Origin of the sequence: Natrinema sp. DC36 (genome assembly GCF_020405225.1) — an archaeon.
In the GTDB taxonomy this organism is placed as follows: domain Archaea; phylum Halobacteriota; class Halobacteria; order Halobacteriales; family Natrialbaceae; genus Natrinema.
In genome coordinates this window covers 3183647-3209237 of record NZ_CP084472.1, presented here as the reverse complement: position 1 = coordinate 3209237, position 25591 = coordinate 3183647, and the positions used below count along the sequence as shown (strand labels likewise).

The 25591-nt window shown below is 64.6% G+C and carries 25 protein-coding genes; 11 read left to right on the top strand and 14 right to left on the bottom strand.

Annotated features, from left to right (window positions below; genetic code table 11):
• The first annotated feature begins 519 nt into the window (after nucleotides 1-519).
• Nucleotides 520-1965, top strand: coding sequence for a PH domain-containing protein (locus LDH74_RS16480; protein WP_226039784.1), 1446 nt, complete (start codon nucleotides 520-522; stop codon nucleotides 1963-1965).
• A gap of 84 nt (nucleotides 1966-2049) precedes the next feature.
• On the opposite strand, the gene LDH74_RS16475 is transcribed toward LDH74_RS16480, so the two are convergent.
• The 3 genes from LDH74_RS16475 to LDH74_RS16465 form a co-directional block, all read right to left on the bottom strand.
• Nucleotides 2050-3228, bottom strand: a complete 1179-nt coding sequence (locus LDH74_RS16475) for a hypothetical protein (protein ID WP_226039783.1) — start codon at nucleotides 3226-3228, stop codon at nucleotides 2050-2052.
• Between the two features lies 1 nt (nucleotide 3229).
• The gene (hisI, locus tag LDH74_RS16470) at nucleotides 3230-3598 is read right to left on the bottom strand and encodes a phosphoribosyl-AMP cyclohydrolase (RefSeq protein WP_226039782.1); all 369 of its coding nucleotides are present in this window, start codon (nucleotides 3596-3598) and stop codon (nucleotides 3230-3232) included.
• Nucleotides 3599-3681: 83 nt separating this feature from the next.
• Complete coding sequence (locus tag LDH74_RS16465; RefSeq protein WP_226039781.1) at nucleotides 3682-3939, bottom strand: hypothetical protein; 258 nt, start codon at nucleotides 3937-3939, stop codon at nucleotides 3682-3684.
• Nucleotides 3940-4014: 75 nt separating this feature from the next.
• Here LDH74_RS16465 and LDH74_RS26480 point away from each other — a divergent pair, with 75 nt between their 5' ends.
• The gene (locus LDH74_RS26480; protein ID WP_255680792.1) at nucleotides 4015-4146 is read left to right on the top strand and encodes a hypothetical protein; all 132 of its coding nucleotides are present in this window, start codon (nucleotides 4015-4017) and stop codon (nucleotides 4144-4146) included.
• An 89-nt stretch (nucleotides 4147-4235) separates the two neighbouring features.
• Here LDH74_RS26480 and serA read toward each other — a convergent pair whose 3' ends face one another.
• Both serA and LDH74_RS16455 read right to left on the bottom strand, forming a co-directional pair.
• Nucleotides 4236-5822: a phosphoglycerate dehydrogenase gene (gene serA / locus LDH74_RS16460; protein ID WP_226039780.1), complete on the bottom strand. Its 1587-nt coding sequence runs from the start codon at nucleotides 5820-5822 to the stop codon at nucleotides 4236-4238.
• A 185-nt stretch (nucleotides 5823-6007) separates the two neighbouring features.
• The gene (locus tag LDH74_RS16455) at nucleotides 6008-6706 is read right to left on the bottom strand and encodes a hypothetical protein (RefSeq protein WP_226039779.1); all 699 of its coding nucleotides are present in this window, start codon (nucleotides 6704-6706) and stop codon (nucleotides 6008-6010) included.
• 121 nt (nucleotides 6707-6827) lie between these two features.
• Between LDH74_RS16455 and serB the strand changes: the two genes are divergently transcribed.
• Both serB and LDH74_RS16445 read left to right on the top strand, forming a co-directional pair.
• A complete protein-coding gene (serB, locus tag LDH74_RS16450) occupies nucleotides 6828-7472 on the top strand; it encodes a phosphoserine phosphatase SerB (protein ID WP_226039778.1) in 645 nt (214 codons plus the stop codon).
• Nucleotides 7473-7670: 198 nt separating this feature from the next.
• A complete protein-coding gene (locus LDH74_RS16445; RefSeq protein ID WP_226039777.1) occupies nucleotides 7671-8048 on the top strand; it encodes a hypothetical protein in 378 nt (125 codons plus the stop codon).
• A gap of 206 nt (nucleotides 8049-8254) precedes the next feature.
• Here the strand turns inward: LDH74_RS16445 and LDH74_RS16440 are convergent, their stop codons facing one another.
• The 3 genes from LDH74_RS16440 to LDH74_RS16430 all read right to left on the bottom strand — a co-directional run bounded on the left by LDH74_RS16440 (nucleotide 8255) and on the right by LDH74_RS16430 (nucleotide 11734).
• A complete protein-coding gene (locus LDH74_RS16440) occupies nucleotides 8255-9046 on the bottom strand; it encodes a hypothetical protein (protein ID WP_226039776.1) in 792 nt (263 codons plus the stop codon).
• Nucleotides 9047-9179: 133 nt separating this feature from the next.
• Entirely contained in the window at nucleotides 9180-10385 is a 1206-nt protein-coding gene (gene metX / locus LDH74_RS16435; RefSeq protein WP_226039775.1) for a homoserine O-acetyltransferase, read from the bottom strand.
• Nucleotides 10382-11734 carry an O-acetylhomoserine aminocarboxypropyltransferase/cysteine synthase family protein gene (locus tag LDH74_RS16430; RefSeq protein ID WP_226039774.1) on the bottom strand — a complete coding sequence of 451 codons (1353 nt, stop codon included), beginning with the start codon at nucleotides 11732-11734 and terminating at the stop codon, nucleotides 10382-10384. Before LDH74_RS16430 ends, metX begins: the two co-directional genes overlap by 4 nt.
• Before the next feature lie 235 nt (nucleotides 11735-11969).
• On the opposite strand from LDH74_RS16430, the gene LDH74_RS16425 reads away from it, so the two are divergent.
• Complete coding sequence (locus tag LDH74_RS16425) at nucleotides 11970-12308, top strand: DsrE family protein (protein WP_226039773.1); 339 nt, start codon at nucleotides 11970-11972, stop codon at nucleotides 12306-12308.
• 125 nt (nucleotides 12309-12433) lie between these two features.
• Here LDH74_RS16425 and LDH74_RS16420 read toward each other — a convergent pair whose 3' ends face one another.
• The gene (locus LDH74_RS16420) at nucleotides 12434-13090 is read right to left on the bottom strand and encodes a DUF6517 family protein (RefSeq protein ID WP_226039772.1); all 657 of its coding nucleotides are present in this window, start codon (nucleotides 13088-13090) and stop codon (nucleotides 12434-12436) included.
• Nucleotides 13091-13241: 151 nt separating this feature from the next.
• Between LDH74_RS16420 and LDH74_RS16415 the strand changes: the two genes are divergently transcribed.
• The 3 genes from LDH74_RS16415 (at nucleotide 13242) to LDH74_RS16405 (ending at nucleotide 16645) form a co-directional block, all read left to right on the top strand.
• On the top strand, nucleotides 13242-14474 hold the full coding sequence (locus LDH74_RS16415) for an MFS transporter (protein ID WP_226039771.1): 1233 nt from the start codon (nucleotides 13242-13244) through the stop codon (nucleotides 14472-14474).
• A 121-nt stretch (nucleotides 14475-14595) separates the two neighbouring features.
• Nucleotides 14596-15144, top strand: a complete 549-nt coding sequence (locus tag LDH74_RS16410) for a plastocyanin/azurin family copper-binding protein (protein ID WP_226039770.1) — start codon at nucleotides 14596-14598, stop codon at nucleotides 15142-15144.
• Between the two features lie 388 nt (nucleotides 15145-15532).
• Nucleotides 15533-16645, top strand: a complete 1113-nt coding sequence (locus LDH74_RS16405) for an alanine--glyoxylate aminotransferase family protein (RefSeq protein ID WP_226039769.1) — start codon at nucleotides 15533-15535, stop codon at nucleotides 16643-16645.
• A gap of 94 nt (nucleotides 16646-16739) precedes the next feature.
• Here the strand turns inward: LDH74_RS16405 and LDH74_RS16400 are convergent, their stop codons facing one another.
• Together LDH74_RS16400 and eif1A are read right to left on the bottom strand one after the other, a co-directional pair.
• Nucleotides 16740-18080, bottom strand: coding sequence for a S8 family peptidase (locus tag LDH74_RS16400; protein ID WP_226039768.1), 1341 nt, complete (start codon nucleotides 18078-18080; stop codon nucleotides 16740-16742).
• A gap of 422 nt (nucleotides 18081-18502) precedes the next feature.
• Complete coding sequence (eif1A, locus tag LDH74_RS16395) at nucleotides 18503-18790, bottom strand: translation initiation factor eIF-1A (RefSeq protein WP_098725110.1); 288 nt, start codon at nucleotides 18788-18790, stop codon at nucleotides 18503-18505.
• Nucleotides 18791-18920: 130 nt separating this feature from the next.
• Between eif1A and LDH74_RS16390 the strand changes: the two genes are divergently transcribed.
• Nucleotides 18921-19100, top strand: coding sequence for a hypothetical protein (locus LDH74_RS16390; RefSeq protein WP_226039767.1), 180 nt, complete (start codon nucleotides 18921-18923; stop codon nucleotides 19098-19100).
• A 41-nt stretch (nucleotides 19101-19141) separates the two neighbouring features.
• Here the strand turns inward: LDH74_RS16390 and LDH74_RS16385 are convergent, their stop codons facing one another.
• The gene (locus LDH74_RS16385; protein ID WP_226039766.1) at nucleotides 19142-21118 is read right to left on the bottom strand and encodes a DUF460 domain-containing protein; all 1977 of its coding nucleotides are present in this window, start codon (nucleotides 21116-21118) and stop codon (nucleotides 19142-19144) included.
• A gap of 367 nt (nucleotides 21119-21485) precedes the next feature.
• Entirely contained in the window at nucleotides 21486-22424 is a 939-nt protein-coding gene (gene rnz, locus LDH74_RS16380; protein ID WP_226039765.1) for a ribonuclease Z, read from the bottom strand.
• Nucleotides 22425-22678: 254 nt separating this feature from the next.
• Here rnz and LDH74_RS16375 point away from each other — a divergent pair, with 254 nt between their 5' ends.
• Complete coding sequence (locus LDH74_RS16375; RefSeq protein WP_226039764.1) at nucleotides 22679-23800, top strand: DUF4179 domain-containing protein; 1122 nt, start codon at nucleotides 22679-22681, stop codon at nucleotides 23798-23800.
• A gap of 162 nt (nucleotides 23801-23962) precedes the next feature.
• Entirely contained in the window at nucleotides 23963-24967 is a 1005-nt protein-coding gene (locus LDH74_RS16370) for an AAA family ATPase (RefSeq protein WP_226039763.1), read from the top strand.
• A 29-nt stretch (nucleotides 24968-24996) separates the two neighbouring features.
• Here the strand turns inward: LDH74_RS16370 and LDH74_RS16365 are convergent, their stop codons facing one another.
• Entirely contained in the window at nucleotides 24997-25512 is a 516-nt protein-coding gene (locus LDH74_RS16365; protein WP_226039762.1) for a DUF21 domain-containing protein, read from the bottom strand.
• Nucleotides 25513-25591: the final 79 nt, after the last annotated feature.

The window sequence follows — 25591 nt, the reverse complement described above, 5'->3', positions numbered from 1 at the left end:
TGGGAAAGGAAATTACGTATAGAACGACGATCAGGGACGAGGAAACTCGACGACATCGTGCTCGTGCCATCAGTTCCAAACAGACTATGATCCGGTTGAACCGACGAATACTCTACGTCTGGACGATTTATGTGCTTTTACTCGCTATCGCTGCTTGGGGAGCACTGTACGTTCTGTGGTCGGGTTTCGATCCCGTTTCGACGACCGGAACTACCGCCATCGTACTCTTCTCCGGTAGCGGCCTCATCTACAGCTGGTTTCGATATCGGTCGTGGGACGTAGCGATTCGAGACGAGGAACTGCTCCTCCAACGTGGTGTTCTCCGGAAGAAAAAGACGTTCGTGCCCTATAAACAGATTCAACACATTGATGTCGAAGCACGACCGCTCGAGCGGTTGTTCGGACTCTCACGGCTCGTTATTCACACTGCCGGCTCACCGCACTCGAGTCTGGTCGTTCCTGGGCTCACTGCAAGCGACGCGAGTGCACTCAAAGGCAGTTGCCAAGGGGGTTCGGACGATGGCCGGTAACTCGAGACTTCATATCGCTTCTATCGTCTGCCGTGCCATCGATGATATGAAGGGATCGATAATCGTGGTTACTGGCGGTATGTTCGTGTATCAGGGCGGAGTTCGGAATCTCCGCTATCTCTTGCCGTTTTTGGTACTGTACTTCCTTGTGGTCACACTTTGGGAAGCACTCCACTGGTCCCGGTTCACGTATACTGTCAAAGAGACTGGCGATATCACTGTCAGTTCCGGCGTGCTTCGTCGTCGTCACCGGACGGTCCCGTTCGATCAAATCGAGTGTGTACGGCTTTTAGAATCCCCTGCCAGCCGATTGTTTGGTGTTACCGGGCTCTATTGTGAAACGGCAGGAGCGAACGACGAAAGTGAGGTCGAACTCCGATATATCTCTCCGGCTACGGCAACCCGACTCCGGAAAACGCTCGAATCGGGCCGCCTCGACCGACGAGATAATATCCATTCGGCTGAGAAGCAATTGTACAGCCTCTCATTTCGCCAAGTAATCGGATACAGCTTGCTACAGAGCCATTACGCAGTAGTGATACTTGCCGTTGGAACCGTCATCTCAGTTGCACTCCTTCCCGTCGAGACTTCGGCTTCGGTCACCGCTCTCGTCGTCGCGTCCGTCCGATCGACCCTCCCATTCGGAGCCGGACTGTCACAGTGGGGGATACTGGTCCTTCTCGCGGTCAGTGTGGGATGGGCCGTCGGTGTCGTCCGGTCGGCCGTCCGAATGTATGGCTTCCAGTTATTCCGCGACGGAGGGACGCTCTATAGACGTCACGGACTCATTAGTCGAGTCGAGGACGAGATTCCTATCGCAAACGTGCAGATCGTCCGGCGTAGTGACAATCCAATTCTTCGAATACTCGGCTGGGCCGAACTCGACGTGCAGACTGCAGGCGGAAGCGACATGATGCCGTTTAACTCGAGGACGACGCTCGTTCCGCTGGCACGACGGGAGGATATCGACGAAATAGCGAGTCAGGTCGTCTCAGTCGACTTTGACGGGAGGGAGAAGACACCAATACGCGCACGCCGGCGGTATTTCGTTCGGTATCTTCTGTTCGTCTTGCTAGCCGTCGCGGTGTCGGTTCTCGGCCGTCGCGTCGTTCCGGCGATTACAGCAATTCCGCTCTCCGTGTCTCTCCTCCCGGTGGCGCTCGTCCCGGTTGCGGCCCACGTTCGGTGGGCCAGTATTTCGTATACATTCGGGGCGGATCACCTCTATATCCGCAGCGGATTCTGGCGACGGCGGGAATACGTTCTTCGCTACGAGAACATTCAACAGCACACCATCTCGCAGTCTTTCTTTCAGCGTCGTCACCGTCTTTCGACGCTACGGGTCGAAACCGCCGCATTTCCGCTGGCTATCGGTGCTACCGTTCCTGATATTGACGCCGAGACGGCAATGGAGTTCAATGATCGGCAAAAGTAGGCTCTGTAATCGGCAGCTGTCTTTCGTGTAACTTCGCCCTGTGCCAACGACGCCTCGAACCTTCACGCCGAATGGGGAGTGTCGTCACAGAGCATCGTCGACCTCGAGTGCGTCCCGAAGCCGCTCTCGTTCGGCCCGTCGCTCCTCGAGTTCGTCCGCGACGCGACCGTCGGTCAGCCGCTCGCGTTCGGCGGGGTCGAGCCGGGCGACGGCCTGCGCCGCGGTCTGGAGGCGGTCGTAGTCGGTGTCGGTCGTGAGGAGACGGATCTCGCGAAGGCTCGCGACCACGTCTTCGTCGGCGACGCGAGCGACGAAGGGCCGGTACTCTCGGACGCGTCGACGCAGCGTGCCGGCCGACTCCGGCGGCCAGTCGACCGTCAGCGGCTCGGCGTCGATGCCGTCGAGGTACGTCTGCTGGGTCGCCACGTTGCGCTTGAGTTCGTCCGCGCTGTCGACGTAGTGGGAGAGCTTCGATCGGGAGTAGTCGGCGTACTCGAGCAACTCGGGAATGGTGTACTCACCGGCCTGATTCCCGCGGACGTACTCCAGCAGGTCGTCGGGCGGCTGCTCGTAGTTCACGAACGGATACCACGCGCTCCGCTCGAGCAGGTCGAACACCTCGCGCGCGCTGACCGCGAGTCGGTACTCCTGTACGGCCTCGCGGACGGCCTCGTTGTAGCGCTCGATCGGCTCCCGGAGCCGATCGACCGGCGCGTCGAGATCGGCGGTCGCGAGCTCGAGCAGCCGCTCGCGCTCGGTGATTTCGTCGTCGAGCGCTCGTGAGCGCTTGTTGGCTGCCTTGCGCGCCTCCGCGACCTCCTCGCGGGCGGCCTCGCGTTTGTCGAGCAGGTCGGCGTACTCGGCGGCCGGCTCGAGGGCCTCGCGAGCGCGCTCGAAATCCGACTCGCTGAGCCGGCGCTTGTCGATCGCTTCGAGGGAGTCCTCGAAGGCCTCGTACGCGACGAGGTCGTCGGAGAGACTCGAGACGAGCCCGTCGAACTTCCCCTCGAGTTCGATGTAGGCCTGGAAGTTCTCCTTGCCGGTCCCGGTCGCGCGGTCGACGTAGTCGTCCAGTAGTTTCGTCGCGTCGCGGTAGGCCGTTGCGACCTCCTCGACGGTTTCCTCTCCATGGTCGGCGATGCGGCCCTCGACCGTCTCGAGGCGATTTCGTGCGGCTGCGAGGGACTCGAGCGGGGTTGGTTCCTCGTCGCTCCCTGCTGTGACGCTCGAGCTGGCATCGGAGGGCGGAGCGCGTTCGCTCATCCTATTCGTACACGGCGTCGGGATCGAACACTTGCTCGCCGACGTTCTCCCCGTCGATCGTCCGGTAGAAACACGACCGATGGCCGGTGTGACACGCGCCGCCCTCCTGATCGACCAGATAGAGGAGCGTGTCGGCGTCGCAGTCGACACGGACTTCTGCGACATCCTGCACGTGGCCACTCGTCGCACCCTTCTCCCAGAGTTCCTCGCGGCTCCGGGAGTAGTAGTGTGCGCGGCCGGTCTCGCGGGTCCGCTCGAGGGCCTCCGGTGAGACGTACGCGAGCATGAGCACCTCGCCGGAGTCGGCGTCCTGTGCCACGGCGGGGACGAGTCCGTCCTCGCCGAAGTCGACCGAAACGTCGTCGTCCATACTCGGAATATCGTTCGTCCGAGCGATAGGTCTTTTGCCGCGAGCGGTTCTCGGACGGCGACGAAAAATCGACCGAATCGCTGCTACCGACCGTTCCAGCTCCAGCGGCCGACGACGACCAGCGCGACCGCGGACAGCAGCAAGCCGAGCGTGATGGCGACCGTCGACGCCGCCGCGATGAGTCCCGGGGCCAGCATCAGCCCGACCACCAGTAGTAGCAATCCGAAGATCGAGACGAGAGAGAGTCCGATCCCCTCGCGAATCCCCCACCTCGTCTCCGCGGCGTCCTCGAGGGCACTGTCGGTCGGCTGCTGTGCTGTACCGCGGTGCGATGCTGTCATAGTGGTTCCCTCCTCCTAAAAGGAGGCTCTCGACGGGCATAAAGCGCGCTCACGAACGGACGGACTGTCCGATCGATGGGTGGGTTCGCGGCCGTCGTTGCGTTCGCCGACGAACGGGACGTAACGCTTCTCGTCGGTGGTGACGACGATTTCGACGATCTCCCGCTCGAGGTGTCGTGTAAGCGGTTCCGTAATCACGGCGTGTGAGTCGGACCGTCGAGACGAGGACACCCGATCGATCGAATCGAGATGAAAACGAGCGCCGTGTCCGTACCGATTCGTCCGTTCGAGACCGCTCAGCTCTGGCCGTTCAGCGTGATGTCGCTGACGCCGATGACTCGATCGTCTTCCTCGAGTTCCGCCTTCGCTTCCGCGGGAACGTCGCTGTCGACGTTGTAGACGGTCAGCGCTTCGCCGCCGATGGTCTCGCGGGCGTTGAACATGCCGGCGATGTTGACGCCGTGTTTGCCCATCACGGAGCCGATGAGGCCGATGACGCCGGGCTCGTCGGTGTTTCGCGTGATGACCATCCGGCCGTGGGGGATGGCGTCGACGCGGTAGCCGTCGATGCGGACGATGCGCGGGTCGTCGCCGGCGAAGAGCGTCCCGTCGACGGAAACCTCGTCGTCGTCGTTGCTGACGGTCACGGAGATCAGGCTCTGGAAGTCCTCGGCCTGTCGCGTCTTGGACTCGGTGACGTCGACGCCGCGGTCCTCGGCGATCTGGGGCGCGTTGACCGCGTTGACCTGCCACTCGAGGGGTTCGAAGACGCCCTTGAGCGCGCTCGCGGTGACGAACTCGACGTCCTCGTCGGCGATGTCGCCCTCGTAGACGACTTCCACGTTCTCGATGCGGCCCTCGAGCAACTGTGCCGCGACCTTGCCGGCGGTTTCGGCGAGCTCGATGTAGGGTTCGACGCGGGGGAACGCGCTCTCGTCGATCGACGGCGCGTTCAGCGCGTTCGCGACCGGTTCGCCGATCAGCGCGGCGTTGACCTGCGCGGCCGTCGAGGTGGCGACGTTCTCCTGGGCGGCCTCCGTCGAGGCCCCGAGGTGGGGCGTGACGATGATGTCGTCGTGCTCGAGCAGCGGCGAGTCCGCCGGTAGGGGCTCCTCGGCGAAGACGTCGATCGCCGCGCCGGCGAGGGTGCCGTCCTCGACTTTCGCCGCGAGGGCGTCCTCGTCGACGACGCCGCCGCGGGCGCAGTTGACGAGGTAGCCGTCGCCGAGTTGATCGAGTTCGGGCTCGCTGATCAGTCCCTCAGTCTCCGGTGTCAGCGGGGTGTGGACGGTCAGCACGTCGGCTCGCTCGAGGCACGGATCGAACTCGACGAGTTCGGCCCCGATGCGCTCGGCGCGCTCCTCGCTGATGTAGGGGTCGTAGGCGACGATGTCCATCCCCAGCGAGTCGAGCTTCTTGGCGACCTCCTGGCCGACGCGGCCGAGGCCGACGACGCCGAGGGTCTTGCTGTCGAGTTCGGTGCCGAGATAGTCGCTTTTCGCCCACTCGCCGTTTTTCAGGCGGATGTGGGCCTGCGGGATCGAGCGAGCGCTCGCGAACGTCATCGCGACGGTGTGTTCGGCGGCCGCGCGAACGTTCCCCTCGGGGGCGTTGGCGACGATGACGCCGTTGTCCGTCGCGGCGTCGATGTCGATGTTGTCGACGCCGATGCCGGCCCGGCCGACGATGGCGAGTTCCTCGGCGGCTTCGAGGACTTCCTCGGTGACCTCGGTCCCGGAGCGGACGATCAGTCCGTTCGCGTCCGAGACCGCCTCGAGGAGGTCGTCGCCCTCGAGTTCGTAGCCCGTTTCGACGTCGTGGCCGGCATCTCTGAGTACGTCCAGACCCGCGTCTGCGATCGGATCCGTGACGAGAACCTTCATGCGCGAGACAACCGCGTGGAGAACGTAAACCCTTCCGTTGTCGCGAGGGGTGGCAAAAATTGTCTCCAGTAGGTGCGTGTCGGCGGGTGGGGGACCGTATCGCGCGAGGTCCCTCGAACCCGTGACGATCGTCGAGAGGCCGACCGACTACGGTGAGTAGCGTCCCCTCGACTCGAGCCCCCGGCTCACCGTCGGGCCGTTAGCAGCTGCGGGAGGGCGGCTACGCCAGCGCCGATCGCGGCGAAAACGAGCGCAGTGCCGCCGATCGCGACGATTGCGCCGAAGTCGGCTGCGGCGGAGATCGTCGTCGTCTCCCGGGCGGCGTCCGATCCCTGTTCGGGCGTCCACCGGGCGATCAGGGAGAGACTCCCCGTCAGGACGACGTAGCTCGCGACCAGCGAGCCGAGCGCGAGCCCGGCGTCTCGACGGCTCTCGAGGCGGACGTATCGGACGAGGAGATAGCCGGCGACCGCCAGAACGACCGCCGGAACGATCCCCGTAACGTACGGGGTGAGTCCCAGCGTGAGGGTAGCGAACCCCTCCATCGGTTCGCCGTCCTGCAGGATCGTCACGCCGTGGTTCGCCAGCGACGTCATACTCGCTGCGACCCAATCGCTCGGTCCGGTATCGCCTTGCGAATACCCGCCCGTCGCACTGAAAGCGGAGACGAGCTGATAGAACGCGGCGAACATCACTCCGAACGCGCTCACGCCCGCGACGATTCCGCCTTTCCAGGGGGCGACGACTGCCACCGGCCGACCGTCGTCGTCGGCGCCGGCCTCGCTTTGCTCGTCATCCCCCGTTCGTTCGTCCCGCTCAGCGGCGCCACGCTCGGTCTCGAGCTCCGGCCCCGTCTCGTACTCGAACCGTCGATCGGACGACATGTGGTCGCCAACGGAGGCGGACCGATAATACGTTTCGATTAGTTGACGAACGGAACCGGTCCGCGATCCGACCGGCTGGAAACCTGAACTGGTTTATCCGGGGACCGACAACCGGGGCACAATGACAGTCGTCGCTTTCGACTTCGACGGGACGCTTTCCGACTCCGAGATGACCGTCCTGCTGGGCGACCGCCGCGGCGTCGCCGCCGACATGGACGAGATTACCGAGCGCGCGATGAACAATGAAATCGAATACGCCGAGAGTCTGCGCAAGCGCGCGGCTCTGCTCGAGGGGCTCCCCCGGGCCGAGGCCGACGCGGCCTTCGACGAGGTCGTCCTCCGCGAGGGGGCTGCCGACCTCATCGAGGAACTGAACGCGGCCGGCGTCACGACCGCCATCCTCACGGGCGGGTTCGAACGCGGCGTCGCGGCTGCCCTCGAGCGCGAGGGCGTCTCCGTCGATCACATCGTCTCGAACCGGCTCCCGATGGAGGGAGACGAGCTCACCGGTGCGGTCGAAGGCCCGCTGATCGAGGGCACCAAGGACGACGCCCTCGCGGCCCTCGCCGACGACGTCGGCGTCGACCTCGCGGATACCGTCGCGGTCGGCGACGGTGCCAACGATCTGCCGATGCTCGAGGTCGCCGGGCTGGCGATCGGGTTCGAACCCAAACCGGCGGTCGAACCCAACTGTGACGTCGTCGTCACGTCGATGGCCGAGGCCCGCGAGACGCTGCTCGAAGAGAATGTCCTCACCGAGCGCTGATCCGTCGGGAACGCTTCTGATTTCGTCCGCGTAATAGCTCGTTGCGGTCCTGCGACGCCGGATCGTGTTGCGGATTCCGGCGTTTTTCGTCCTCCTGATTTCGGTTTCGACACTCCGTCAGTACTCGGTGAGTGTCCGTGTTAACTGCCGATTTCCGGACCGAGGGAGTTTTAACTCACACCCGAGTAAGTAATCGTGATGATGTGGCAAGACCTCGTATTCATGCTCGGAAGCGGCCTCTCGATTATCTTCCTCGCGCCGACGCTACGCGACTCGAGCGCGCGGGTTCCGCTCGGCACGAGCCTCCCGTCGATGGGGATCGGATTCGTGTATAGTACGACGTTTTTCACGCTCGGGATGACCTTCTCCGCGTTGGGCGCGCTCGCAGCCGGTTCGATGTGGTCGTTGATCGCCCTGTTCCGTTCACCGCAGGGCGTCTCGATGAAACTGCTCGCCCGCGAAAACCTCGCGCTGTTCGTCTCCGATCTGCAGTACTGGATCGACCGCCGACGCTCCGACCGCACGACCGCGGACCAGTACGTCTCGTTCGATCACGGCCACGAGCAGCAGTACTAGTACTCGATAGCACGCATCTGGAACCGCTGCTTTCCTCGTGTCCCCGTCCGCCGTACTCGCGCAACTCGCCGTCGTCCGTCGACCGATTCGACAGTAGTGACTCGAGCGCAACACGTCTGGGCACGGTAACCCTCCTGGAAAAAGAATACAGTAGCGTACTGAACTATCCCTACTCTCGGGTAGCTCGATCGGTGACTGCGGTCTAGTTACTGGACTTTCGCCATCACGGTCTCGAGGGCGTCACGCGGCTGGGTGAGCAGGCCGCCGACGGCGCCGAGGATCGCCGGAACGATGATGCCGGCGTAGAGGACTGCATCGGTCATCGACGGACCGAACTCGACATCGGTGCTGACCGTATCTTGCGCGTCATTAAGGTAATCTCCGTACGCGAGCCCCTGAACGCCGGCGTCCTCGGTACCGATGAGAGTCGCGACAGTGGGCACTTCGGAGTACGTTTGCGTCATCACGAGTGCGACGATAGCGGCGAACGCGAGATAAGGGACGGCGACGGTGACGCCCGCTTTTGCGGCGTCGCCGGCGTCGTCCGCGTCAGTATATTTGGCGACGGCGTAGCCGGCGGCAACTATTCCACCAATCGTCGCGAGAAACAGGACCAGCGTCGACATGCTGAACGCACTGGTCGCGAACGCAGCACCGTGGTTCGGAGCGTTCCCGAGTACCGCGGCTTCGCCGTCAGCCTCGAATCCGGTCCCGAACACGCTGAGGTAGCTCCACCCAGCGGCCTTCCAGGAGGCAACCATTTCGGTGACGACCACCGATGCATCGCCACCCGCTCCGACGGATGCAGCGATAGGGGACGTTTGCGCCGTCGAAATCGCCGTTAGAAGCAGGTGCGTCAGATACGTGGCGACCACGGCGATAGCCCCGAACACCGCCCCCTCTTTGATCGGTAGATCGTTCCCGTCGTCCCGCGGTACGTGTTGTTGTTGTTCCGCCGATTCCTCGGTTTCGTAATCCAGTTGCTTCCCGTCTGACATCACTAACACATCAGACAGAGAGGTATTATACTTTACGACACTGTTTATACAACATGATATTCAGGGTATCGAGAACGTACTCGAGGCGCTCTTTCGAGCGGAAATTTCCGATCGTATCGGCAATCGGACTATATCACTTCGAAAACAGACTCGTGTGAACCGGGGCGAAGTCGCTGGTCTCGTCGGCCGCCGGTGCCGTATCGGTGATCGCACGGCCCTCGAGTCCGGCCTCGAGCAGGTCCGAGAGCGGCGGGCCGACGGTTTCGGGTTCGACGAGGAACGCGTCGTGGCCGTGGTCGGACTCGATCACGTGGTGGGCGACGTCGACGCTCGCGTCGCGACAGGCCTCGGCCAGCGCTTCGGCCTGTTCGACGGTGAAGTGCCAGTCGCCGGTAAACGACAGCACGAGGAGTTCCCCCTCGAAGGCCGCCAGCGCGTCGGCGTCGGACTCGTACCCCGCCGAGAGGTCGAAGTCGTCCATCGCGCGGGTCATGTAGAGGTAGCTATTGGCGTCGAACCGATCGGTGAACTTGTCGGCCTGGTAGTCCAGATAGGACTCGACCTCCCGGTAGGGGAAGAAGGCAGCCGCGGGGTCCGGCGGGTCCCCGCGGACCGCTTCCCGACCCGCCGAGCGGCGGCCGAACTTTCGGCCCATCGAGGCCTTCGAGAGATACATGATGTGGCCGATCTGGCGCGCTCGAGCGAGGCCGTCCTCGGGCTCGGGGCCGCCGTAGTAGTGGCCGCCGTTCCAGTTGGGATCGGACGTGATCGCCCGACGAGCGACGGTATCGAGCGCGAGACACTGCGGGTCGAGCCGGGCGGCGGTCGCGACCGCGCCGGCTCGCTCGACGTCGTCGGGGAACCGGCGGAGCCAGTCGAGGACGTTCATCCCGCCGACGCTGCCGCCGACGACGGCGTGAAGCCGGCCGACGCCGAGGGTGTCGAGCAGCTCGCGCTGGGCGCGGGTCCAGTCGCCGACCGTGACCGGCGGGAAGTCGGTGCCGTATGGTTCGCCCGTCTCCGGATTTTCGCTGGCGGGGCCGGTCGTCCCGTAACACGAGCCGGGAGCGTTCACACAGATCACGTAGTATTCGCTCGTGTCGATCGCCTTTCCGGGACCGACGACGTCGCCCCACCAGGCTCGGGCCTGCCCCGCCGTCTCGCCGCCCGCGTCCGGTCGACGGGCGACGTGGGCGCTGCCGGTCAGCGCGTGACAGACCAACACTGCGTTGTCGCCGGTGAAATCGCCGTAGGTCTCGTAGGCCATCTCGAGGTTCGGGATCGATTCCCCCGACTCGAACTGGAACTCCCCCAGATCGACCGTCTCCTTCGTCGTCATCGTGTTTCCCCCGTCCCTCGACAGGCCCGCGTCGCCGCCTCGATCGCCTGCTCGAGGTCGGCCAGGATATCCGCGGGGTCCTCGATCCCGACCGACATCCGCACGAGGTCGGCCGTCACGCCCGCTTCCTCGCGCTCTTCCGGCGAGAGTTGACCGTGGGTCGTACTCGCGGGGTGGATGACCAGCGTCTTCGCGTCGCCGATGTTGGCGAGGAACTGGGCGAGTTCGACGTTCTCGCAGAAGGCCTTGCCCGCCTCGAACCCTTCTTCGAGGCCGAACGCGACCATGCCACCGAAGTCCTCGAGATACCGCGTGGCGTTGTCGTGAGTGGGGTGGTCCGCGAGCCCGGGATGCGTGACCCAGGCGACGTCCTCGTGGTCGTCGAGGTACTCCGCGACGATGGCGGCGTTCTCGCAGTGCTTTTCGACGCGCAGGGGCATGGACTCGAGCCCCTGGAGGGTCTGCCAGGCGTCGAACGGCGACTGCTGGTTGCCGAGACTGCGCAGCGAACGGAATCGGGCGGTAGCCGCGAACGGTGCGTCCGAAAAATCCCGCGAGAAGTCGACGTCGTGGTAGGCGTGATTCTGACCCGAAATCTCGTCGTAGCCGTGTTCACTCCACGGGAACGAGCCGCCGTCGACCAGCACCCCGCCGACGGTCGTGCCGGAGCCGTGGAGCCACTTGGTCGTCGACTCCCAGACGACGTCGGCCCCGTGCTCGAGCGGCCGACAGAGCGCCGGCGTCGCGAAGGTGTTGTCCACGACGAGCGGGACGCCGTTATCGTGGGCGACCTCGGCGACGCGCTCGAAGTCGGGCGTGACCAGGGAGGGGTTGCCGATCGTCTCGACGTGGACGAATGCGGTATTCTCGTCGATGGCCTCCTCGTAGGCGTCGTACTCGAGGGTGGGGACGAACCGCGGTTCGATGTCCCGTCGACTCGCCGTTTTCGAGAAGTAGGCGGTGGTTCCGCCGTAGGTATCGGTCGAACAAACCACGTTGTCGCCCGCCTCGGCGAGGATCAACACCGCGGAGTCGAGCGCGGCCATGCCGCTTCCGGTCGCGACCGCGCCGGCACCGCCCTCGAGGTCGGCGAGGCGGTCCTCGAGCGTCGTGACGGTCGGATTGGCGATACGAGAGTAGATGTAGCCGTCGTCCTCGAGGGCGTAGCGGGCGGCGGCCGTGTCGGCGTCCTCGAAGACGTAGGAGGTCGTCTGGTAGATCGGCGGTGCCATCGCGCCGGTCTCCGGATCGGGAGACTGGCCGGCGTGGACGCTGCGCGTTCCGAGCCCGCGCCCACCGCGTTCGGCATCGGAGTCGGCGTTGTATCCGTCGCTCGCGTCGTCGCTCATGTTTAGTATGCATACTACTCCACGTTCATATGCGTGGCAGTAACGGCAAAAACCGCAGACTAGAGAATATCACGCACGAACGGGGCGGACGCGTTCGCGTCAGAGACGGACACACGAACGACCGCCTCGATAAGGGACACACACGGCCGCCTTGAGCCGCCGAGCCGACCGTTTCCCACGGAGCGCTTCGCTTGCAGGCTCAAACACTTTCGCTGGCCGGCCGTACCATCGAGACATGCAGACAGTTTTCCACCTCATCGCGGACGAACCGGCACAACGACAGACCGCACTCACGATCGCGGAGAACCTCACGAAAGACGACTCCGTCGAGATTAGCGACATCGCCATCGTCGCCCAAGCCGACGGGATCGAACCGCTGACGGCCGGCGGGGACGGCAGCGACACGGTCGAATCGCTGCTCGAGACGGGCATCTCGGTCAAGGCCTGCGGTAACACGCTCGACCTCAAAGACCTCGCGGAATCGGATCTCGTCGATGGCGTCGAAACCGTTCCCTCCGGTGGCGGCGAACTCACCCGGCTCCAAAACGAGGGCTACGCCTACATCCGTCCGTAGCAATCGCAAGCGCAGAGCCGTTTTCCAGGAGCCCCTGTAACTCTGCTCAGTACAGCTGACGGAGGTACCGCCGTGAACTGACGGATACCGCTGCAGTCGGCGTGCACGCACGTCCTGCGAGCGGCTCAGTTGTGCTCGAGCGACTCGAGCATCGTCCGAACGGCACCGGACTCGGTTTCGAGCCCGTGTACCTGCGGATAGACCGCGACGCAGATCACGAAATCGTCGCCGTGGGCGACGGGCTCGCTGAGCTGCAAAAAGACGTCGAACGAGGTTCCGGCGGAAATCAATCGTGCACGCGCCTCGTACCGGGTAAGCGTCCTTTCGGTTCCCAGAATAGAGACCGATTGCTCGTCGACGGACCGGCCGACCTCGAGTCGGTCGTATCGGCTCTGAATCAGTTCGACGAGTTCGTCCGTCGAGTACTCGCCGACGGGATTGAACGTCTTGCCGAGGACAGATACCTGCGGCGTCGTGAGGACGGCGACAACCGCCGCCCGGGCGCGCGTCAGTCCGAACGAATCGAGCGCGATCGCTCGATCGTACTCGGCGTACCAGTTCCGGACTTCGATAGTCCGGTCGAACCCGAACCGGCTGACAGTCCGCTCGATGACGACCTCGTTGACGGTGTGTTCGCCGTATCCGGTTTCGTCGAGCGCCGTCCCGGAGACGGTCGCCACTTTCGACGAGAGTGAATCCTCGACGAGACTCGTACAGCCGGCAACGACCCCCGTTCCGGCGGTGACTCCCGCAGCGAGTAATCGCCGACGCGTGACTGTCATCGAGAGTAACACGTTCTCAGCGACTGAAACTCCATCGGTTCCGGCCGTCGTCGTCTTCGTGCGCTGACACCAGTGACAGGACGACCCCTGTCCCGTAGCTGCTCGCCTCGAGACGAACGGCTTCATACTCACGGAGCGACAAGCCCCCGTCGTGCACTCGAGTGATCGCGATCGGGCCGTGCTCGCCGCCCTCGTCTTCGCGGTGTTGTTCTCGCAGGTGTTGCTCTATCCGGGCGTGGCGACGCTCGTGGCGGCGCTGGGTGCGGACGCGACGGGTTCGGCGTTCGCGGCGACGCCGCTCGACGCGAGCATGTGGTTTCTGGTCGCCGAGTTCGCCGCCTACGTCACGTTCGTCGGCGTTTGGGGTGTCGCGAGCGACGCGACCGGCCGCCGGACGCCGTTCATCGTCGCCAGCGCCGTCGCCGGTGCCGTCGGCTACGCCGCTCTCGCCGCCGTCCCCGCGGTGGGATCGATTCCCTTCGAGGGCGTGCTCCTCCTGCGGGTCTTTCAGGGCGCGATGACCATCGGCGCGTTCTCCCTGACGATGACCATGCTGATGGACCTCGAGGGCGGCCACGGCCGGAACATGGGCGCGGCGGGGATCGCCATCGGGCTCGGGGCCGCCCTCGGTGCGCCGATCGGCGGCCAGCTAACGGAGGTCGACCCGATCGCACCGCTGCTCGTCGCCGCCGGCTTGCTCGTCTTCGTTGGCATCGCCGTCTCGCTCGTCGAGGACCGCACCCCCGACGAACGCCGGTCCGCTCGCGCGCTCGTCAACGGGATCCGCCGGCGGCCGACGCTGTCGATTCCGTTCGCCTTCGGCTTCGTCGATCGGCTCACGGCCGGCTTCTTCGCGCTCGTGGGAACGCTCTACTTCCAGGAGGCGTTCGGGCTCGACGCCGGAACGACCGGACTCATGCTGGCGTGCTTTTTCGCCCCCTTCGCCCTCCTGCAGTATCCGATGGGTGCCCTGTCGGATCGGATCGGTCGGACGATTCCGATCGTCGTCGGCTCGCTGTGTTACGGCGGCGGGATCCTCCTCGTCGGGGCCTCGCCGTCGGTCGCGACCGCCGCGATCGCGATGGTCGGCGTCGGCGTCCTCGGCGCGCTGGTGGCCCCCGCCACGATGGCGCTGGTCACCGACCTCGCCGACGAGAGCGAACGCGGGATCGCCATGGCCGGGTTCAATCTCGCCGGCAGCCTCGGCTTCCTCGCCGGCTTCCTCCTCGGCGGCACCGTCGCCAGCAGCTACGGCTACGGCACCGCCTTCCTCGTCGTCGGCGGCCTCGAGATCGCGATCGCCGTCGTCACGGTGCCACTGTTTTTGCGGCTCCCGCTCGAGGCGACCGATCGCGTTCGGTCGAGTGACCGTGGCGACGCCTGATACCGTCCGCTCTGGTGGACAGTCAACGAATATAGGTGTCCATATATTGTGGCATGTACTCACATAACATTGTAACGAGAGAAGGTATCAATTTTTATGCGGTCAGGCCCAATCTCCGATGATGGCACAAGACAACCCAGTTTCGCGGCGGACAGCACTGAAGATCACGGGCGCGGCCGCATCGACGGCGCTCGTCGCCGGCTGTAGCGGTGGTAACGGAGACGGAAACGGTAACGGCAACGGTAACGGTGAGGACAGCGGTGCCGTGGCGATCGAACCCGGCGAGACGATTATGTTTAAGGCCACGACCAATAACACGTGGGAGGGCAAATCCCCATCCGGAATCGAAGGCCAAGAGAACCCCACTATCGAGCTTACTGAGGGTAAGTCGTACACCATCGGCTGGGACGAGAACGCGGGCAGCGCCAAACACAACATCGCGCTCTATAGCGAGGGGTCCCCGTACGAGGGGAACAAAACCGAGCAAACGGCTGAGCCCGGCGACAGCCAGACTATCGAGTTCACGGCCAGCACCAACATCGACGAATACGCCTGTGTTCCGCACTACGGGTCGGGAATGAAGGGCACGATCAAAATCACGGAGGGCAGCAGCGGCAGCGGAAGCGGCAGCGGCAACGAGTCTAACTCGTCCAACTCGTCCAGCGAGTAATCGAGACTCGTACCGGTCTCCACAGTTTCTCTCTTGTTTTGTATTGTTTATTGGCGGCCACCGTGGCGAACGTCTCTCCGACCAGCAGCAGGTATTATCACCGAGTTAATTATATTCGGCTAACTCTCGGGGACGTGCTAACCGACGATCGACGGACCCGACGGACGGTACGTCGAACGGTCGGCCTTACCGCCTCGAGCGAGATGGCAGAATACGTCTGTTTGCCCCACTACTCTGATGGCGGGTAGCATCGAAATCCAGGACGGCGACGACTCGAGGGAGTAACGCCGGTAACCGACTTCCGGTGGTAACCGCTGCTCCGTTCCCAGTGCAGCATCAAAAGTACCATACCACCTCGCGACTCAGTAGCCCGTATCAGGTGATTTCCGTGAGCAAGAAACGCGAATACAGGGACGACTATCCCGACAAGACGCTGTACATCCCGGGCCCGACCGAGGTACGCGAGGACGTCCTCGAGGCGATGTGCGAGCCGATGTTCGGCCACCGAATGGACCGAATGACCGACCTCTACACCACCATCGTCGAGGACACGAAGGAGTTCCTCGGCACCGACAACGAGGTCATCATCCTCACGGGGTCGGGGACCGAGTTCATGGAGAGCTCGCTCCTCAACCTCGTCGACGAGGACGTCCTCTGTACGACCTGCGGGAGCTTCAGCGAACGACAGGCCAACGTGGCCGAGCGATTGGGGAAGTCCGTCGACACGCTCGAGTACGAGTGGGGTCAGGCGGTCAAACCCGAGGACGTGCGCGAGCGCCTCGAGGAGAGCGAGACGGCGTACGACGCCGTCACCTGCGTGATGAACGAGAGTTCGACTGGCGTCCGCAACCCGATCGAGGAGATCGGTGACGTCGTCGCCGACTATCCGGACACCTACTTTATCGTCGACGCCGTCTCCGCGCTCGGCGGCGACCTCGTCGATATCGACGAGCACGAGATCGACGTCATCTTCACGTCGGTTCAGAAGGCCTTCGCCATGCCACCCGGCCTCGCCGTCTGTGTCGTCAACGACGACGCCTACGAGCGGGAACTCGAGAAGGACTCGGCGTCGTGGTACGGCGGCTTCCAGCGCTCGCTGGACTACTACGACCGGAAGGGACAGACCCACTCCACGCCGGCGATTCCGGTCATGCTCGCCTACCGCGAGCAGATGAAACACATGCTCGAGGAGGGCCACGACGCCCGCGACCAGCGCCACCGCGAGATGGCCGAGTACACCCGCGAGTGGGCCCGCGAGCACTTCGATATGTTCCCAGAGGCGGGCTACGAATCCCAGACGGTGGCCTGCATCGAGAACACGCAGGGGATCGACGTCGCCGAGACGATCGAGACCGTCTCCGCGGAGTACGACATGGTCTTTTCAAATGGCTACGGCTCCCAACTCGGCGAAAAGACGTTCCGCATCGGCCACATGGGCGAACACGACCTCGAGTCCATCACAGAATTGACTGACGCCATCGAAGACGTCGCCGATCTGTAATCGGCGCTCGAAAATTCCAACGCGACCGACCGAAACGGACCGACTTTTCGTCGTTCACTCCCGAGACCTGATCGTGGCCACGACTCGCCGATAGCTACGAAAATAGTCCCCAGAGCCATTCGAAGAAGCCCACGATCAGGTCGACGACTCGCTCGAGTATCGACAGCAACCCGCCGCCGTCGAGGGGACTGCTACCGCCGTCGGTCGCGCGGTCGTCGCCGACGGCCGACCGGGCGTTCACGAGGCCGTCCCCCTCCGCGCACGTTCCGAGTACCGTTTCCGCCGTCTCGGCGAGGATTTCTCTGACCGGCTCGTTCGGTCCCGGACCCTCCTCCTCGCGGATCTCCCAGACGAGCGCCGCGACGCCGGTGACGTACGGGCAGGCGATGCTCGTCCCGCTCGCCTCCGCGTACTCGTTGTCGACGGTCGTCGAGGTAACGGCCGTGCCGGGCGCCAGCAGGTCGACACCCGAGCCGACGCTGCTGTAGGACGCCAGCGTGTCGTCCTCGTCCATCGCGGTGACCGCGATGACGTCCTCGTGGGTCGCCGGGTAGGTCATCGTCTCCGCGTCGCACGATCCGTTCCCGCCGTTTCCTTCGTTCCCGGCCGCACAGAGCAGGAGGTGTCCCGCCGAGTGTGCGGCCTCGATCGCCCGGTCCATCGTGGAACTCTCGGCCTCGCCGCCGAGGCTCATCGAGATCAGCTCCACGTCGTTCGACATGCACCAGTCGATCCCGGCGATCAGTTCGCTGTAGCGTCCGGATCCGTCGTCGCCGAGCACCTTCACCGCGTACAAATTCGCCCCGGGAGCGACGCCGACGACGCCGAGGTCGTTGTCCGGCGCACCGGCGACACCGGCGACGTGCGTCCCGTGGCCGTGGCGGTCCTCGTAGTCGCCGGGCGTCCCGTCATCGGTAAAGTTCCGACCGCCCTCGACCGAGAGACTGCAGTGGTCCGATTCGATTCCCGTGTCGAGGATTCCCACGTTGACGCCCGAGCCGTCCGATTCGACGGCGTCGGCACCGATTCGTTCGACGCCCCAGGACGGTCGTTGATCGGGATGGCCGAAACAGTCGGAACCCCCAGGTGGGTTCAGGAAGTCCGACAGGGACGGTGACCAGTTCGACGGGATCCCCGTCTCCTCGTCGTCTTCGACGGACGCCACGCGGCGGTCGCCGCGCAGTTCGTCCAGCCTGGTCGACGGCACCTCCGCGACCACGAACTCGAAGTTGTCGAACTCGAGGACCGTGGTTCCGCTGCTGTCCTCGATGACGCCGAGGAGTTCGCTGAGGCCGTCGAGCAGTCCCGTTTTGGGATGTACGAACACCCGCTCGGTGTCGGTGTTGGATTCCGCAGCCGACGCCGGCGCTCCGAGCAGCCCGGCCGCGGCGCCGGCCCCGATACCGCCGAGTAACCGCCGCCGGCTGAGTTTCATGCGCGGGTCGACGCACAAGGACGGAATAAGTCTTCTGTGTCCGATGATAGTCAGGATTCATGATGGGTCGTGCGTCATCGAGCGCCACCAGAATTGACTAACGAGTGACCGCCAGTGGAAATAACCCACCGGCATCGTCGACGAGTGAGTGGTTCGAAGAACCCGAACGATGTCGTTCACCGTGAGTGAAGCCTTGCGCGGCGCTATGCGCCGCGAACAGTCGAACGGCCGAAGGCCGTGAGACCGGCTGAGCGAGCGGGCCGACGACTGACGTGGAGTGACCCGAAGCGTCACGAAACGGAAGGAGGAGTGTCCTCGTGAACGGAGTGAACGAGGGCTCGGAAGACGCGAAGCGTCTTCCGGTGCTTTTAATCGAATTGTTGCCGAGGGCCGCCGAAGGCGGCCCTCGGCGCAAAACTTCGTTACTGAATATGGCCTTCTTCCCGCAACTGATCGGCCTCGCTCTTCTCGTAGCGCCAGGTGATGTCGGCCTTTTCGTCCTGCCAGTCCCAGGGTTCGACGAGTACGACGTCGTCCTCGCGGATCCAGACGCGCTTTTGCATCTTGCCGGGGATGCGCGCGGTGCGTTCGGTCCCGTCGGCACAGCGTACTGTGACCCGATTCGCCCCGAGCATGTTCGTGACGGTCGCGAAGACCTCGTCATCCTCGGGCATCCGGAGGTTCTTCCGACCGCCGTCTCCGTCGCTCATGGCCGTGGATTCGCGTTCGAGTGGTTTAATCCTTTATCGTCCGTCCGAACGTCGGACGCTGACGGCGCGTGATGGACGTGCGAGCACGGAAACCACGCCGTTTATTTCGCTCGGCTCTGCACCCCTGCGTATGTTGAAAAACCTCGGCGCGCTCGGTATCGCCGGTATCGTGATCTTGCTCGCCGGTATCGGTCTCATCGCATCCCAGAATCTACTGATCGCTGCGGGGATGGCACTCATCGTCGCTGGCCTCGGTCTGGTCGTCAAGTCCCTGATCTCGGGACTGCTCCAGAACTTCGGGATGTTCTGAGACGGTCTACGTCATACTGACTACTGATACGGCAGATCGTCTCACACTTCGCTGTCGCCGGCTCGATGCTCGCTGATGAGCTGGTCGACCATCGCCGATTTGCGGTCGCGTTTCCGTGCCTCGGCGCGCTCGTGCCAGTCGTCGATGGCGGCTTCGACGTCGGCCTCGCGGGCGACGGCGAGTTCGTCGACCTCCTGCATGGCCACGTCGTCGGCGGGGCCGACCGGAATCTCGCTCTCGAAGAGGAGCTCGTCGGCGATCTCCGAGAGGCCACCGTCCTTGAGGACGACGCGGGGATCGAACTCCGCGAGCAGTTCGGCCGTCGATCGGCCCGCGCCGCTGGCGTCCCGGATGTAGACCACGTCGCCGCTCGCGATGCCGTATTGCTCGTCGGCCTCGCGGATCGCGCCCTTCGTGAACTTTTCGACGACCTTCACCGGGACCAGCCCCTCCTTCTTCGCGGAGACGTCGCTGAAGTTCGAGTGGTCGAGCTTCCAGAGGGCCTTCATCCGCTCGACCTTGTTCTCGAGGCTCTCGACGTCCTCGCGGGCGTCGTCGCGCTCGCGCTCGAGTCGGTTCGCTTTCCGCTCGAGGCGGTTCACCTCGCGGTCCTTGCGAACCTGCGTTCGTTCCTCGCGGCGAGCGAGCGTCAGTTTCGACTCGAGTTCGTCGATCCGGTCGTCGCGCTCGGCGACGCGGCCCTCGAGCCGTTCGACGTGCGACTGGAGCCGTTCGACCTGCCGCTCTAAGTCCTTGATCCGTTTCTCTTCCGCGGTGAGTTCGCGGGGCTCGTGCTCGGTGGAGTCCTCCTCGTCGCCGCTGTCGTCGTCGCTCAGGTCCCGCAGGACGGCCTCGACGCTCTCCTCGCCGGCGACGACGCGAGCGGTGACCTCGCCGCGATCGATCCCCGGCGGGAGCTTGTCGGCGATGCGCTCGAACTGGTCCTCGTGGGCGTCGAGGGCGAAGAGCGCGGCGGCCATCGCGTCGCGCTGGTGGTCGTCGTCGTAGGGGTGCTCGCGCGTGCGATGCTGTTTCTCGTCGACCGGCAGATCGCTCTCGGGCGTCCAGCCGGCGGCGTCGAAGCTCCGGCGGAACTTCTCGACGGTTTCGGGGATCGGCGTCACGTCGGCCGCGACGATGATCGGGCGGCCGCGTTCGACGATCCACTCGATCACGTCGGCGGTGTCGCTGGTTCGGGAACTCCAGACGTCGAGGACCTCGCCCTCGAGGCCGACGATGGCGACGGCGGTCGTCGTCCCGGGGTCGATCCCGACGATGACGTGATCGCGGCGCTTGACGAGCGGCTCGAATTCGATGCCGTCGCGGCGCTCGCGCTCGATTTCGACCCGGACGTCCCCCGAGCGATTTCGGGAGACGGGGATGTCGCCGGGCCGGGCTTGCACGGTGAAGACGGCGTTCGCGAAGCCGCCGTAGGCCTCCCGAACGTCGCGCTCGTACTCGAGGTTGTGTTCCTCGAGTTCGGACTCCACCTCGCGGGCTCGTTTCCTGACTGAGCCGTGGATGCGGCGGGTGTAGCGGTCCTCGCTCCAGCCGCCGCTGCCGGTCGAGCGCCCCCGTGCGACCTTCACCTCGGTCGTGTCGGTGAAGGCCGACACCTCGTGGCCGACGTTGTGGGCGGCAAGCCGGGCCGCGGCCTCGGCTTCCTGCATCGGGTCCTTTCCGTAGGGGATGTTGTGGCGGTTGGCGACGCGAGAGAGCGGCTCGGGCTGTTCGGCACCCGTCACCTGCACGAGCGTGGTTCCGCTGGGGAGCGAGCCGAGGAAGTGGATCAGCTGGTCCTTGTCGGCGGCCAGCTCGTACATGTTGTCGGTCGCGACGATCGCCGGCTCCTCGTCGTCGATCAGTCGTCTGAGCTTGCGGTGAGAGACGACGTCTCGAGTGATCTCCTCCCCATCGTAGACCGCCAGTGCGTACGATGGTGCATCGCCGCGCACGTCACCGCTCTGGATATCGACACCGAAGACGACCGCATCGAGCGCACTCGTTCGCGTACTCACAGCGGGCCGTAGGAACGAGACGGCTATAAATCCGACGCGGGTTCGCACTGCGATAGAGTCGGGTGAAAGCTGGGAGCTGGTACGCGTTCTCCAGCCGATTTGCGTATTCACCCAGTTTACTGAGCAGGATGCTCGATAGTCGTTCGATGAAAGAAGCTCCCTGCTACCGTGGCAACAGGGAATCACCACGCCCTCCCCAACCGATTCGTTCGCTCGCTGTACTCGCTCACTCATTCCTCGCGCAATATCGTCGGCCGCCCTCGCTACCACTCGGTCGGCCGACAGTGCGCGCCACCGCACGTCGGTTGATCAGACTCAGACTGAGCGATACATAGGTCCCCTGTATCGAACGATAGCGTCGACTGACCTACTCGCCGTCGGGATACGGAATCTCGAGGCGCTGCCCATCATCGGGAACGAACACGTCCTCGCCGTCGCCCGCGAAGACCTCGCGAGCCTGTTCCTCGTGATCGGCGGTGTGACCGGCGTAGCGCGAGGAGAGGTGCACGAGCGCGAGCCGATCCGCGCCGGTGCGGTTCGCGATCTCGGCGGCCTGGCGGGCGGTCGAGTGGGCGGTGTCGGTCGCCCTATCGGCCCGGTCGTCGGCGAAGGTCGCGTCGTGGATCAGCAGGTCGGGCTCCTCGGCGATCTCGATCGTCGCCTGCGCGGGACGGGTGTCGCCGGTGTAGACGATCGATCGGCCGGGACGGGGGTCGCCGACGACCTGATCGGGGTCGACGACGGTACCGTCCTCGAGTTCGACGGACTTGCCCTCGTGGAGCCTCGAGAACTTCGGGCCGACGGGAACGCCGAGTTCTTCGGCGCGCTCGCGGTCGAATCGGCCCTTGCGATCGTCCTCGACGAGCGCGTAGCCGACCGAGCGGGTGTCGTGGTCGGTGTCGAACGCGCGGACCTCGTACTCCTCGGCGCGGTAGGCGACGTCGCCGCCGCCGATCTCGTCGATCCGCACCGGAAACGAGGGGCGGTTTCCGAGGGCGTTCACCAGCGACTCGAGCTGGGTACGCGTGCCGCGAGGGGTGTGGATGGCGAGCGGCGCGTCGCGGTCGTTGAACGCCATCGTCTGGAGCAGTCCCGGAATCCCGAGGACGTGATCCCCGTGGAGGTGCGTGACGAACAGCTGCGAGACGGAAAAGCCCGTCCCGAAGCGCATCATCTGGCGCTGGGTTCCCTCGCCGGCGTCGAACAGCAGCCCCTCGCCTTCGCGGGCGACGAAGACGCTGCTCGGGTTCCGCTCCGTCGTCGGAATCGCACCGGCCGTCCCCAGAAACGTCACGCGCAGTGGCATCGGTATCCCTTCGGCGGGCCGCGACTAAACCGGCTTCGGATCGCTCGAGCCGAGTTTCGCGTTCAGCACCGCCCTCCTCGGGTGGGAATCGCGAGCCCGACCGTTCGGATCGCCCGTTGGCGACGAACAGCCCCGCTGAACGCTCGTAACTGGCGGTTATTCAGATAAACTATCTCGAACCGAATCGGAAGCCTGCGAACGGACTGCGCATTTTACGTCCGTCGAACACGAAGACGGGGACGACGACACCCCCAATGAGTTCGAGACTGACGTTCGGCACGTTGAAGCGGATCGGTGCGATTCTGATCGCGATCGTGATCGTCATCGCCGCCGGTATCATCGTCGGCCAGGCCCCCGCCATCTTCGGCGTCGAGGAAGACCCCGAGGCCTCGATCACGTTCGAGGATCAACAGGGCAACGGCTCCACCGTCACGGTAGAGTCGGTTACCCTTTCCGAGGGCGGCTACGTCGTCATCGGCGACGGCGGCGACGAGCCGCTGGCCGTTTCCGAGCGCCTCGAGGCCGGCAGCCACGAGAACGTAACTATCGAGCGCGAGGACGACGCGACCCGCGAACTCCTCGGGCAGCTGACCGCGACGGTCCATCGGGACACTTCGGACGACGAGGGCTACGCCTACGAGGCGAGCGACGGCGAGGAGGATCGCCCCTATCTCGAGGACGGGTTTCCGGTCAGCGACACCGCGACGGTGACGACCGGCGACGACGCGGTCAGCAACTCGTTCATGGTCGAATCGATCGACGCGCCGGCGACGGCGACGACGAACGAGACGATCGAGGTGAACGCCACGATCCGCAATCCGACGGAGTTCCGGGCTCAACAGCCCGTCGAGGTCCGTATCGACGGGGCCGTCTTCGCGCGACAGGTGCTGGAACTCGAGGGCAGCGAGACCCGGACCGTGACCCTCGAACTGGACACCAACGGCGCACCGCCCGGAAACCGGTCGATCGGCGTCTACACCGAGGACGACGGGGAACTCGACCGGATCGATCTCGAGTTCCACACCGATCCGAGCGTCTCGGTCGAAACCGCGAGCGACGGGAACGTGACGGTCTCCGCGGCGATTCCCGAGGCGGGATTCGTCGCCCTCGAGCGAAACGGGACGGTTATCGGCACGAGCGACCGACTCGAGCCGGGCGAACACGAGAACGTCTCCCTCGAGCTCTCTGACGACGCCTCGATCGATGCGGACGAGGAACTGACGGCGGCGCTCTACGCCGGTAATCCCGGCAACGCTGATGCGGCCTCGCCGATTGAGTTCGAGGGCGAACCGGTGCGGACGACGTTTACGCCGGCGAACGTGGAGTCGGGCGATTCAGACGACGGCGGGGCCGGGAACGACTCGAGCGGCGAGTAGCGAATCGACGGCTCACCGAGAGGCTGCGGCTCACCGGGTTGTCGACGGGTCCCGCCGGCTAGCGACTCGTCCTGTCGTGTCAAGACGGTCGATAGATGAATACACTGCAGTACCGGCTTCCAACCGACCGATTCTTACCCGCCCCACTCCTAGTCGCTGGCGATGGACGCGCCGCTGTGGACCGAAACCCACGCCCCGGAGCTGGCCGAGTTGCCACAGGACGACGCTCGCGAGTACTTAGAGCGGGCCGTCGAGGAGCCAATCAACCTCCTCCTGCAGGGCCCGCCCGGAAGCGGGAAGACGGCCGCGGCGCGCGCACTGGCCCGTGCGGCCCACGCGGATCCGGACAACGATTTCGTCGAGATCAACGTCGCCGACTTCTTCAGCCGGACCAAGACCGAGATCAAGAACGATCCCCGCTTCGAACACTTCCTCGTCGGCCGCTCGTCGATGTCAAAACGGGACATGATCAACCACGTCCTCAAGGAATCGGCGAGCTACGCGCCCGTTTCAGGCGGCTACACCACAATCTTGCTCGACAACGCCGAGGACATCCGCGAGGACTTCCAACAGGCCCTGCGCCGAATCATGGAGCAACACCACCGGACGACGCAGTTTATCGTCGGGACGCGCCAGCCGACCAAGCTCATCCCGCCGATCCGCTCGCGGTGTTTCCCCGTCTCGCTTCGCTCGCCGACCAGCGAGGAGATCGTGACCGTTCTCGAGCGCATCGTCGAGGCCGAGGGCGTCGACTACGATGACGACGGCCTCGAGTTCGTCGCGGGCTACGCGAACGGCAACCTCCGGCAGGCGATCCTCGCGGCCCAGACGACCGTCGAGAACGCGGGCGAACTCACGATGAGCGCGGCCTACGAGACGATCGGTGAGGTCGGCCTCGAGGACGAGGTCGAGTCGATGCTCGACGACGCCGAAGCCGGCGCGTTCACCGACGCGCGATCGACGCTGGACGACCTGCTCGTCGACGAGGGGTTGGACGGCAACGAGGTGCTGGACGTGATCCTCCGAGTCGCGCGCAAGCGTTACCAGGGCGAGCACCTCGCTCGAGTTCACCGGCTGGCCGCCGACATCGATTTCGAGATGCACGAGGGAACGAGCGATCGAATTCACGTCTCGCATTTCCTCGCGGAGCTGGGTCGGGACGCCTGATTGTCGCGCTCGGCCCGTATCCCGCGTCATCACTCCACGTACGGCTGCTCGAGATCGCTGTTTCCACCGATCCGGTCGCTCAGCCACTGCGTCACGACGTCGAAGACGGTCACCAGCGGCGACAGAGCGTGCTCGACCATCGAGATCGGTCGCGCGACCGTCATCGCCCACCGCTGGGCGTTTCCTAGACCGTACGACTTGGGGACGATCTCGCCGAACACGAGGACGACGACGCTGACGGCGACCGTCGCAGCGGTCACGGCGATTCCGGTGGGGAGGTAGGTGACGAAGACGACCGTCACGATACTCGAGAGCGCCACGTTGACGACGTTGTTGCCGACCAGAACCGTCACGAGCAGCCGGTGCGGGTCGTCCCGCAGAGATTTGAGCGCGGTCGCTCGCCGATCGCCGCCCGTCGCTCGCTCGTCGATCCACGCCATCGGGAGCGTGAAGATCGCCGTCTCTGCGCTCGAGAAGAAAGCGCTACAGCATAGTAAGACGACCGTCGCACCGAGTCCGAACCACGCCAGCGTGAGGTCAACCATGGCCGTGCTTTCGGGACGACATCCATGAAGGCGAGGGATTCGTCGGCCGATATCGCGTCGATACGGAGCGTTATCCCAT